Source organism: Priestia sp. YIM B13489 (assembly GCF_042787645.1).
Taxonomy (GTDB): domain Bacteria; phylum Bacillota; class Bacilli; order Bacillales; family Bacillaceae_H; genus Priestia; species Priestia megaterium.
In genome coordinates, this window is record NZ_JBHZOQ010000053.1 from 4547017 (window position 1) to 4558944 (window position 11928).

General features: G+C 36.7%; 8 protein-coding genes. 2 read left to right on the forward strand and 6 right to left on the reverse strand.

Annotated elements, in window-relative coordinates; translation table 11 throughout:
• Positions 1–7: 7 nt before the first annotated feature.
• The 5 genes from ACFX4W_RS29235 to ACFX4W_RS29255 are packed head-to-tail and all read right to left on the reverse strand — an operon-like array spanning position 8 to position 8523.
• Entirely contained in the window at positions 8–1849 is a 1842-nt protein-coding gene (locus ACFX4W_RS29235; protein WP_043980369.1) for a 2-aminoethylphosphonate aminotransferase, read from the reverse strand.
• Positions 1842–2972: a phosphonopyruvate decarboxylase gene (gene aepY / locus ACFX4W_RS29240; protein WP_043980371.1), complete on the reverse strand. Its 1131-nt coding sequence runs from the start codon at positions 2970–2972 to the stop codon at positions 1842–1844. Before aepY ends, ACFX4W_RS29235 begins: the two co-directional genes overlap by 8 nt.
• Positions 2965–4482: a phosphoenolpyruvate mutase gene (aepX, locus tag ACFX4W_RS29245; protein WP_043980374.1), complete on the reverse strand. Its 1518-nt coding sequence runs from the start codon at positions 4480–4482 to the stop codon at positions 2965–2967. The genes aepY and aepX overlap by 8 nt, the downstream gene beginning before the upstream one ends.
• 13 nt (positions 4483–4495) lie before the next feature.
• Positions 4496–5905: a Mur ligase family protein gene (locus ACFX4W_RS29250; RefSeq protein ID WP_043980376.1), complete on the reverse strand. Its 1410-nt coding sequence runs from the start codon at positions 5903–5905 to the stop codon at positions 4496–4498.
• On the reverse strand, positions 5902–8523 hold the full coding sequence (locus ACFX4W_RS29255) for a putative amidoligase domain-containing protein (RefSeq protein WP_377560474.1): 2622 nt from the start codon (positions 8521–8523) through the stop codon (positions 5902–5904). Before ACFX4W_RS29255 ends, ACFX4W_RS29250 begins: the two co-directional genes overlap by 4 nt.
• A 245-nt stretch (positions 8524–8768) precedes the next feature.
• Here ACFX4W_RS29255 and ACFX4W_RS29260 point away from each other — a divergent pair, with 245 nt between their 5' ends.
• Positions 8769–9443 (forward strand): hypothetical protein, encoded by a 675-nt coding sequence (locus ACFX4W_RS29260; protein WP_043980381.1) that lies wholly within the window; start codon positions 8769–8771, stop codon positions 9441–9443.
• Between the two features lie 3 nt (positions 9444–9446).
• Here the strand turns inward: ACFX4W_RS29260 and speE are convergent, their stop codons facing one another.
• On the reverse strand, positions 9447–10334 hold the full coding sequence (gene speE / locus ACFX4W_RS29265) for a polyamine aminopropyltransferase (protein WP_043980383.1): 888 nt from the start codon (positions 10332–10334) through the stop codon (positions 9447–9449).
• A 369-nt stretch (positions 10335–10703) separates the two neighbouring features.
• Between speE and ACFX4W_RS29270 the strand changes: the two genes are divergently transcribed.
• Positions 10704–11885, forward strand: a complete 1182-nt coding sequence (locus tag ACFX4W_RS29270) for an MFS transporter (protein ID WP_377560477.1) — start codon at positions 10704–10706, stop codon at positions 11883–11885.
• The last annotated feature ends 43 nt before the right edge of the window (positions 11886–11928 follow it).

An 11928-nucleotide genomic window follows, 5' to 3' on the forward strand; every position in this document is an offset into this window, starting at 1 on the left:
CTTTTTCTCACTCTCCTTTTAGCCCGTTAAGATATTGTTCAAGAAGATGAAGAAATCTTTCTATATCTCTATATGTGATATCACCAATATTTGCTATTCGAAACGTTTCTAATTTATCAATTTTACCAGGATAAATGGTGAATCCTTGTTTATAAAAAAAATCATGCATAATATCAAAATTATACTTTTTATCGGAAGGCTCGAGGATAGAGGTAATAATTTTAGAATGATGCGTTTCAGGAACCAAATAGGTTAACCCAAGCCGAGTAATTCCATCCGTTAAAGTAGTCCATGATTTTGAGTAGCGTTCATATCGTTTCTCAATTCCTTCCCACTGAGTTTCTATAATTGCCTGCTTTAAGGCGTACATAGTCTGAACAGGAGGAGTAAAACGCAATTGTTTATTCATTTGGAAATATCGATACTGATCATATAAATGAAGATAAAGGTTACGAGGCTTTATTTGCTCCGTTTTTTCTAACCGGTCTTTATTTGCTATAACAAACGACACGCCTGCCATTCCTTGAAGGTTCTTATTTGCACTTGCGGCTAGATAGCTTATATTCATTTTTTGCATGTCAATTGGAACAGCTGCATACGAACTCATTGCATCCACAATCATTTCGACATTTTTCACTGCACAAAATTCCCCAATTTTTTCAATATCATTAAGAAGTCCCGTGGAAGTTTCACAGTGAACAAGCGCCAGATAAGAAACGTTCGTTGAAATCTTTTTCACAAAAATTTCTAAGTCGTTCATATCAATAGCCTGCTCAGCGGAGCTTTTATATTCTAAATAATTCAGTCCATAAATTTCAGCGATTTTACACATTCTTTCACCGTATGGACCATTATTGATAATAACAACCGTACCATTATCAATTACTGAACTTAAAATCGATTCCACTGCCGCCGTTCCAGATCCGCCGAATAATACCGTAGTATACTTTTCTGGATTCCCCACAAATTTTGTTAGTTCAGCAGAGATAAATTCCATCGTCTCTCCAAATTCTTTTTCTCTCGGGCAAATGTCTTCCACTATTTGAGCATATTTGACGGTATCTGTTGTAGTTGCCGGTCCGGGGTTTAGGAGTATACTTCTCTTAACTGTATGCGTAATACCTTCTCGAGCTTTAATAATCGGATAAACAATAGCAGTTGCTCTTGCCCAGTGATCTTCATCATCCACTTCACACCATGCCAAATTATCCAGTTTATGAACATACACATTTGTTTTTTCGGAAATTTTAACGAGGCCATATTCATAATCGATCGTTTGATTAAACTGGAACAGCGTATTTGCTTCATCACAAAGTCCCTGAAATGTAGCATAAGAGAGTTTGGTTAAACCAACTAGTTCTGCATAGATACTATTTAACTCTTCTTTTTGTTTTGACATATTCTTAAGGTTATTATTCTCATCAGCTTCAATATAAACTTCATCGCCAGCACCGTTCAATTTACTCGCTAGTATGACGTCTGATCTCAAATGGTTTACTAATGTTTCCAACGCATTCTTTTCATAAATTACATCTGATTCCAATAGTAAAAAATCTTCTTTAATATAATTTTTAAATTGATACAGCGTAAACAGGCTTCCCGTTGTTTCGTATCTAGAATTATAAACACATTTTATTTGAGGATATCTAACCATTAGCTTTTCATATTCTTCTTTCATATATCCTGTTCCAATAAAAATCGTCTTGACTCCTGCTTCTATTAACTTGGAAATGGAATGTTCAATAATCGATTTTTCATCAATCATCAAAAACCCTTTAGGGCGGTTTCCAGCTCTTTTACGAATCCTGCTCCCCATCCCTGCAGCTAGAATAACAGCTGTTTTAATCATCTAAAAACACCTGCAGTCTTTCTCTGACTTCATAAGGCTTCATTTCAGGACGCCCCAGGTTCTTTTTAGATCCTTTCGCTATTTTAAGATATAAAAACGTTAATTTTTTATCACTTTTCCACTGTTTGATATACGTCTCTAACTCATGTAAGTTATGAACATGAATGGAATTTTGATATCCACAGGAAGAAGCAATATCTACAAAATTAATGTTATGAGAGACCGTATGTTGCCCCCCTGTAGAATCATGGGTTTGATTGTCTAAAAGAATGTGTAATAAATTTGCTGGACAGTAGTATCCGTTGGTTGCTAGATTCCCCATGCGCATAAGCAACGCTCCGTCTCCATCAATTGTAATGATGTTCTTTCCATTTTTGCTCAAAGCTAAGCCTAAACCAATGGAACTAACGCACCCCATAGATCCAACCATATAAAAATTATTTCTTGCGTCTTCTATTTCGTAAAGCTCTCTTCCTGTTTTTCCTGTAGCGGCCAATTGAATAGTATCGTTGTCTTTTAATGAATTAACTACTCGTAATGCCTCATACCTTGAAGGTAACTCATCGGTTGTTATCTGTTCACTTTTCATTTTAGGAGTAACTTTTTTTATTGATTTTTCTGAGAGCTTAACTGGCTCAAACGTTCCTTTTTTTACAATAAAGAAGTAGCTTTCATTATTTTCAACAGTTTGATTAGCCCGCTGTAATTGTTTTTTAACTTCGGCAAAATCAGAAGATAAATATTCCCATTTTATTTTCATTGTATTTAGCAGGACAGGAGTAATTTCTCCCATTAATTCATGCTGCGGTTCATCTGGAAATCCAGGTTCTCCGCGAAAACTGACAAATCCAAGGACAGGAATTTTAAACGGATGAATAAGAGAGGTTAAAGGGGAAACAGCATTTGCTAATCCGGAGTTCTGCATTAAAACAACTGCTTTGTTGCCAGCAATTGATGCCCCAGCAGCAATCGCTACCGCTTCTCCTTCGTTTGCTGCTGCAACATATTCACATTCGTTGATAGCGTAGTTAATAAGATGTTTAAGATAGGAACAAGGAACCCCGCTATAAAATTGAAAACCTAGTTTTTTTAATTGAGTTCCAAATACGGACGTACTAATCATTTCTCCCACCATCTTTTTGAATCTTTGTATACGTTTCGGTATCTATCCATGACCCCATGGTATATTTAACAGTAACCGGGTGAATTAGATTAATATAATTAAAGAAATCAGAAAACGTGAGCTGAGCAAAATCTTTTCTTTGTGCCAATTCTTCCAAAGCTTTTTTTACAACCTCAGTGCCTTTTCCAGAAACTTTCCAAAGACCAATGAATTCACCGTGAATGTTGTTAGAGTTTGGATTGCACGACATTTGAATCAAGTCTACTGTTTTGGAATACAGCTGCTTGGAATAGGGAAGTTTAGCAGTTACATAAGATGTTTGATTCCCTTTTAACTCATAATCAGCTCCTGCTACGATCGTGATATCACCGCTTTCATGAATTAACTCCTCAAAAACATGTGTTTTATATACGATGTTACTATCGCTTATTAAAGTAGCCGTTCCTAGCTTATCTCTTGCAGCATAGAGATGATATAATTCTCCTTTATTAGGAAACGCCTTATCTTCCATAGCTTTGTTGGAACCTACTTTTATACTATTTGTCACGCCGACTTTTTTTAACTGATTTATCTGCTCAGTTATCAAAGCTTCATTTGCTGATTCTTTTACCAGAATCATAGCGTTCGTGCTATGATTGGCAGAGCTTAAATAAAGTTTCTCTGCGATGTCGAGCTCTTCAGCTTTTTGAAGACGGAAAACTTCCTCAAGCGGAGAGACATTTTTTTCTACGTTAATCAAACTTTTATCGCAATAAATCTGAGCGGACGTTTTTTGCATAGCTGTAATGGAAGATCTTAAGTTATGGTTGGCCCAAATACTCAAGCTAATTCCTAAATCACTAAATTTATCAGTTGGAACCGAATAATATTTGGTTGGAACAATAATAACCGGAAGCCTGTTTCCCCACTCTTTCATAAAAGCTTCAATCTCTGTCATATCTGACCTTTTACTATGAATCAAAACGGCGTCGGTTCCCGCTTGGCGATAAGCTTCTGCACGCTTTAAAGCTTCCTTCAGCCCCCACCCTGCAATAAAAGCTTCTACACGCGATACCACTACAAAATCTTCGTCATTTTGGCTATCTTTCATTGCTTTAATTTTGCCGCAAAATTCATTAATATCTGCAAGCGGCTGTGCTTCACCTTTAATAAATGAGTTTGTTTTTGGAAACAATTTATCTTCAATACATACGCCTGGAATGTCTCGCTGCTCCAATTTCTTAACTAATCTTCTTGCATTATTAAAGTTCCCATAGCCTGTATCCCCATCAAGAAGAATTGGAACGGACGTTGCGTCACTCATAAACTCTAAGATGTCTAATACCTGTGTCCATGAAGCCTCGTTATTATCTCTTACACCCAGTGCTGCAGATAATGACAGGCCGCTGGCCCATATCCCTTTGAACCCTGCTTCTTCTACAATCTTTGCAGATAGCGCACTGTGAGCCTCCATAATAAACTCTAGCTGTTTACTTTCTATCAACTCTCTTAGCTGTTTAGTCTTCTTCATGTCTATCCTCCTTTTACTCTTCGTTGTCTGGAATAAGTTTATTTCTTAATTCTTTAAAAGTAGGTTTTGTCATAACACGATGCGTTACTTTTAATAAAATTATTGTATTTTCATTTAAATATGGCGCTAGCACATTGTATACTTCATCACCAGTCTTGCAAAAATAGACTTTATTAGGGTCCATTCCATATTTTAAAGCTCCTGTCCCAATAGCTTTTGCTTCTTCTCCTACTACCACTAAAATATCAATCTTTGATTCCGCTGCTTTTTTTCCCATATCTTCATATTGTTTAATTGCATAAGGTCCTTCTCCTAGCTGAGGCATGTAACCTAATAAAGCAATAGATTGTTTCTCTTTTGACATATCACTAAGAACTCCGAGAGCTGTAGTCATCGATAAAGGTGAAGAGTTCCATGTATCATTAATTACCGTACATTCATTTATTCCTCTTTTAAATTCCAAATGTTCTTCTACTTGTTCAAATAAGCTAAGTCTTTGTATGGCAACGGAAATATCAACGCCCACATAAAATACTGCAGCAATGGCGGCCAGTGCATTATACACATTATGTTCACCATATCCAGGGATAAAGGCATCGTACTCTTTGTCTTGGTGCTTTAAAGTGAAAGCCATTCCTCCCTGGGCATATTTAATATTCTTTGCTTGAAATTGGGAACTATCATTTTTACCTATATATACAACATTTTGCAGATGACTAACATCAAGCACTCTCTTAATATTTTCATCATCTGCGTTTAAAATCAAAATGCCTCTATTTGGATCTAAACCTTCTACAATTTCGGCTTTTGCTTTCATATATTCTTCAGGTGTTTCACAATCAGCGAGATGGTGTACGCCTATATTTAATAGAATTCGTATTTGTGGCTGAAAGTAGCGACACGCAACTTTTAAATAGCCCGGATAAGCGACTGGCATTTCAAAAACAGCTACTTCTGTCGTATCATCAATACCTGTTAAATAACGTAGATTTACAGACATAGAATTCATACTCATCCACGTAGCTTTCACTTTATAATCTTCAATTAATATTTGTCGGATCATCTCTTTCGTGGTCGTTTTCCCACAAGTCCCTGTAACACCAATAACAGGAAGATCAAAGAGCCCTCGGTAGTATTCAATAAATTTCCAATAAGCCTCTTCTAATTGAGCTGTTTTAACAAGAATAATATTTCCCTCTAAGTTCGTGCACAGCTCAGGGTGATCTGTTATAACGACAATTGAATGATTTTCTTTCCAATACTTCCCTCTAATCGGTTCTCTATCTAAATGAAAGATGAGTGTATGATCCTCTATATCCTTTTTAGCGTAGTTTATAGCATGTTTAATAACAGGATTTCCTGATCCATAACAAAGGTCTCCTCCCGTTTGTTTAAGGATTTCATTTAATGTGAAGTGCTTCATGTTAAATCCTCCTTTTCTTCTTCGTAACCAGCCAGTGAAGACGCATAATTAAGCAGACGAATCCCCGCCAAAGTACGCAGCTTGTAGGCTCTAATTTGTGAGAATAGACTATCTGGTTTTGCATTTATTTCAAGTAACTTTATGGAACCGTACTGATCTATACATAAATCTACCGCCAGCTCCCCAAAAGGACCCACTTTCTCCTCTACTGTTGCAACAATATTTTTAGATACTTTAGCTAATTGGTTTATAATGAGCCTTCTGTCTGTTGGATCAGGATATAAACTGTTTAATATTTTACTGAGGCGCATATTCGTTTCAGAATCTTCCGTTAGCACATCTTCACCGGTGAGACGCGCAACCATACCCGTTCGAAGCCAAATTTGCTTTTCATTTTTTTGCATATAAACCCGTATTTCTAAATTTTTATCTTTATGCTGTTTTCTGCGAATTCCTTCCTGAACAAGATAAGGATTGTTTTTCATCAAAGGGGAGAGCAAAGTAAATAATTCTTCCATATTACTGAATTGATGCAGCTCTTTTTTATTAAGATCAAACCAAAAGATGCCTGTTGGTCGGCGAACGATACGCATGACTCCTTTACTTAAGGCTCCGCCAAGCGGTTTTAAATAGACTTCTCCGTAGTTATCAAGCATTTCTGCAATGTCACCAGAATTTTGTACCAGACGTGACTCTGGAAGAAATTCTTCATATTCTTTCATAAGAAGTTCATATGTTGCCCACTTATCTCCCGTGAGCTGAAACAAATTTGAAGAATTAACAAAAGGAATTTTATAAACCGCCTGAAGTTTTGCCCTTACTTCATCTATTAAAATATTCTTTCTGCCATCTATGAAATAACGGTCATAAATAACAGCAGGAAAAGGATAAAGCCCTTCACCGTTAATAGTTGTTCCTTTAACCAATTTTTTCTCCCAATCAATATCTTCGGGTTCAAACACATATACAAGCATTCGCTTTTCAGTTGCTAAGCGACATAGATGATGGAAATAGGTTGTTTGTCTTTCAAAAGGACGGTTAGCAAGAATGCCAATGATAGGACCTAAAGTTATGATGCCTTCTGAAGCTGATAGCTTGGGGCACCAATCTTTCGGGAGAGATAGTTTATCACGGAGAGATTTAGAGAGTTGAACCATATTTGGATGGCGAAATGAAAAAGGATAAGAATGAACAGTTGCAGTTGATATTGCCTTTCCTGCACTAACAATCGTAGACTGCCCCTCTTTGAGGCCGTATTTTAAACGGAGCTTTTTGGGGATTTGAATAATATGTCCGCGGTCATAGATTTCTTTAGAAATCTTTACATTCCAATTCCGCCGAATATCATTTGATTCATCACAAGGAATTTCTTTTTCTATCATTTCAAATAGAAAAGATAGTTCATTTTGATAATGTGGATAGCTGGATGTTTTCATAAGATTGGCCTTGATATCTTTCCACATTCGTTTAAGAAAGATTTTATTCCCTTGATAGTAAGCACGTTGCGTAAGTGGATGAAATAAAAATTCGCTTTTTAATTCATGATGATGGGTAGCAACTAGCTGAGCAAGAGCTAAAGTGGAGAGAGTAATTCTAGGGTCGATAATCCAAGAGCTTAAAGTTAAATACTCAAATCCATACGGTTTCTCACGATAGCGTCCAAGACCTCCATGGTTCGTTTTCCGTCTGAGTTTAGCGGTCTTAGATTCTTCTATCAGCGCTATTGGAATAGCAAGGTAGTGGTCAAGGGCTCTTAATAAAGATAAAGAAAGCGGAATGCCAAAATGAATATGTCCTCCACATTGATACCCTGAAAACGGCATGCTGCCTGCCCGAAAATGAATATTTTCATATGGTGCCTGTGCAGATGCTTTTTCTATTAACTTTTGGATGTTCTCAAATAGTTCTGTTGATGAATTCGCTTTTTCAGGCCTAACTTCTACTAATGCATACTCACCGCTATCTTGCTCTATTTGTCTTTCATCACAGCCTACCGGACCTTCAACAGAAAAAAAAGTAGAAGCTGGTAGAAGCTCTCCGTCACAACTTAACATAAACTCAACGTCAGCACCCATGCTAAAAGGAACACTAGGCTTTAATAGATTTTCTATCCATTCACTTTCTGATGAGTTAATATCTGTGACGATGCACTCTCCATTTTCTAATAACCCCATTTTGACAAAGCCGCTTTTAGCTCCCGTTACGTAGAGCGCTCGAATGGCTACGTTCATCAGCATTTCCGGTACATCCATGCCGTGTACCTGTTCTAATTTCCAGCCGAAGGCTTGTGTTCGAATGGGTATTTCATTAAATACAACATGTTCACTGGTCACTACTTGTACTGTTTTTACGCTCAGTCCTTCTACTTCTAGACAATATTCTTTGTCTATTGCATATATTTTCGTAAAATAATCATACCCTTCATATATTGCTTGGTCCTTTGTATTTACGATAACAATATCTCTTCCGCTATGGTGACCATACTTCCTCCCTATCACTGGATATGAACAGGTTTTGGGGTCAACTAATTCAACAGACGGTATATTATTCAGATTAAGAGTTTGCAGCGTCATTTCTTTATCAGATAATATCCCTAACTCTTCTCTCATTGGATCCATTTTAAAGCCTCCTAATTAGAACTTTCTATCGTATTTTGCTACTTTAATGCCCTATAACAATAATCAGCTACTCATATAGTATGTAACTAGACAAAATAATCCTGTACATTTATCTATTTATTTCCACCATCTCTAAAAACTTTTTATGTATGTATTTAACACGTGTAATAATTCACCGATTTTATTTTTACTGCATTTATTATAGAAAGGATAGATTTCAAACGATATAAAAGGAGAATTAGTCAATGACATTAAAATTCATTCATGGAAACTACTTAAAATACAACAAAGGAACTGGTTTTATAAGCTGTCATGTGGATGCACTTCATGCAGAACCACCTGCTGCTGATTTATTTACGGATAAAGTTGTAGAAAATTTAGTCAAGAAAACAGGATGTGCAGGAATCGTTAGTACGGTTTCCAGAACCATAGCAGATTTAAATAGAAACCTAAATAAAACAAACCATGAGGGGATACATGAATATAGAAGAACAATCCAAGAAATTGTTAAATCTTTGAAGATAGTAGATGATAATAATTGCCTTTTAACACCCTATTTGCATTTATCTTTTCATGGAATGAAGGATACACATTATGGGCCTCATGCAATTGAAGTGGGGACTTTATATGGACAATCCTGCTCAAAGGAAGTTAAAGATTGGTTTCAACAGGCGCTGACTAAAAAATCTGAAGATTCGTTCCCGAAAATCCATGTAATATTTGATAATAAATTTGTTGGAAACGAATCAATTGCCTTTCACAGACAAGGTGACAATAGCGGCTATCTAGGTTACAGTCATAATTTTAATACGTTTCAAATTGAATTATCCCGGACTCTGCGCAGCAAACACAGAACTACTATAACAAAGATATTTTCCGAGATTATTGATGACTTTCAACAAACATTCGTCGCTACTTAGTTTTTAGGAATCTTTTCCGTCTACTATTTCTTTTATATATTTAGGTAAAACAAATGATGCATGGAAAATTTCAGGATCAATATATTGAGTATCTGTATGCTGTAGCTTCGTCAAATCGGCCTGAAGAGGATCCATTTTTTTAGAAGCAATCGTAAAACTCCAAATGCCGCAAGGGAAAAGAGGTATCGTCACTAAATATGTGCGGACAATTGGAAATAGCTCCTTTAAATTTTTAATTGTGCCTTGTAATGTAGAAGTATTGTAGTAAGGAGATCCCGATTGAAAAACAACCACGCCGTCATCCTTAAGGCTGTTGTAGACATATTGATAAAAATCAGGTTGAAATAGTTTTTTTCCCGGTCCAACAGGGTCAGGCCGATCAATTATGAGAACATCATAAACTCCCTTTTGTTCTTGAATCCAATCTATTCCATCGCGATGTATCATATTGAGCCTCGTTTCACCATCATAACAAGAAGCCGGAGTTAGCCATGTGCGGCAGATTTCTGTAACTTTTGGATCGATTTCGACTACATCAATTTGTTGAATTCCGGCATACTTCATGGCCTCCCGTGCAGGACCACAGTCTCCTCCGCCAATCATCGCAACTTTTTTGGGATTTGAATGCGTTATAATTGGCACATGGCTAATCATTTCATTATAAATAAACCCTTCTCCTGTTGAAATTTGTGGAGTACCATCTAGCACCAACATTTTTCCATACCATTTTGTATCCACAATACTGATTTGTTGATAGGAAGATTGCTCATAGTGAAGCAGACTTTTTACTTTATACCCCATTTTCACTCTAGCCTGTCCAACGTAACTCCATATCCAGAGAACCCCATTATCATCCTTTTTATAACCTGAAAGAGGATGCTTTTCTGTCACTTTTTCCACCTTCTATTTCAAAAATTTGTGTTCTATATAAAATATGAATTATTTTTTATTTCGCTATAATTCGATAGCACAAATTTATAGATGCTTACTCTATTAATCTCTTCTAATTTCAATTTTCCTTCCATTCTTTCGACAATATTTCTACTTACTGTTCTTTCAAAGCTTTTTAACCGTTTCTTCATCAGCACTTAGATAGAGTGTAAGTCTAAGTTATCTCTCCACTTTTATCTGGGTCCGTTCTTCAGTAAAAGTACGGAAGAAAACCTAACACAGAATGATACATAAGAAAGAAAGCGTAGTATCATAATTACCATATTGCAACAGCTTTACGCTGGATATAAAAAAGGAGGTTTTTAAGTAATGTTTTCTAAACGGCCCTTATCTGTACTTCTCATCTCGACTTTATCTATGATTATTGCTTTTTCAGTATGGTCTGTCTTCGCACCTATCGCTGCAGATATTCAAGTAATGTATTCATTAACCAATGCTGAAAAAAGTATCTTAATTGCCACTCCCGTCTTATTAGGTTCCCTCATGCGAATTCCGATGGGGATTTTAACAGATCGCTTCGGGGGAAGAAAAGTCTATTCTTTGACTATGCTGGCTCTTTTACTCCCTACTATTTGTGCAGGCTTTACTCATTCTTATTCTATGCTGCTCTTTTGGGCATTTTTTATCGGCATGGCTGGAACAACATTTGCTATTTCCATTACATATGTCTCTAAATGGTATTCACCTCAAAAGCAAGGTTTTATTTTGGGAATTGCCGGGATGGGCAACTTAGGATCGGCGGTAGCAAGCTTTAGTATTCCACTTATCTTTTCTTCTTTTGGCTTGCCTTGGGTATTTTGGAGTTTAGCAATTGCGGTAGCCTTAATGGCTCTTTTATTATGGATAGGAACTTCAGACCACCCTTCTGCTGCTTCCCCCAAAACGCTGCAGGAATCTTTATCGGTATTAAAATTTAAAGAAACGTGGTTTTTATCCATTTTCTATTTTTTAACATTTGGTGGATTTGTAACGTTCAGCATCTATCTTCCTACCATTTTGCATGATCAATTTAATGCTTCAACTGTAGACAGTGGGCTGAAAACAGCTGTATTTGTCGTACTAGCAACGTTTGTACGGCCTCTTGGAGGATATTTATCGGATGTCTTCGGAGCAAAAAAAGTACTCACCTTCGTCTTTACCGGAATGCTACTAATAGGGTTATTTATTGCATTTACCACCACTGCCTTCTCCCTATTTAGCGTAGGTTGTTTACTTGCAGCCATTACTCTTGGTATCGGAAATGGAGCTGTTTTTAAAATGGTTCCATCTGTTTCAACAGGAAATATTGGAGCTGTTACCGGGATCGTAGGAGCATTCGGAGGAGTAGGCGGCTTCTTTCCCCCTATTGTGCTAGGCTTTATAAAAGATACAAGCGGAGACTACGTTGTCGGTTTTTCCTTACTAGCGCTTTTTGCCCTATTCTGTCTCTTACTAAATTATTCTGGATTCAAAAACCAAAATGTACGTATTAACCAAAAGCACCTTGCCTGATTCCATGCAAAAAGCCTCTTTTTTCAAGAGGCTTTTTGCATCA

What these genes read in the sequence shown, in the direction of transcription:
- ACFX4W_RS29235 (WP_043980369.1), bottom strand. Translation starts at nt 1,849, where the DNA reads ATGATTAAAACAGCTGTTATTCTAGCTGCAGGGATGGGGAGCAGGATT.
- aepY (WP_043980371.1), bottom strand. Translation starts at nt 2,972, where the DNA reads ATGATTAGTACGTCCGTATTTGGAACTCAATTAAAAAAACTAGGTTTT.
- aepX (WP_043980374.1), bottom strand. Translation starts at nt 4,482, where the DNA reads ATGAAGAAGACTAAACAGCTAAGAGAGTTGATAGAAAGTAAACAGCTA.
- ACFX4W_RS29250 (WP_043980376.1), bottom strand. Translation starts at nt 5,905, where the DNA reads ATGAAGCACTTCACATTAAATGAAATCCTTAAACAAACGGGAGGAGAC.
- ACFX4W_RS29255 (WP_377560474.1), bottom strand. Translation starts at nt 8,523, where the DNA reads ATGGATCCAATGAGAGAAGAGTTAGGGATATTATCTGATAAAGAAATG.
- ACFX4W_RS29260 (WP_043980381.1), top strand. Translation starts at nt 8,769, where the DNA reads ATGACATTAAAATTCATTCATGGAAACTACTTAAAATACAACAAAGGA.
- ACFX4W_RS29270 (WP_377560477.1), top strand. Translation starts at nt 10,704, where the DNA reads ATGTTTTCTAAACGGCCCTTATCTGTACTTCTCATCTCGACTTTATCT.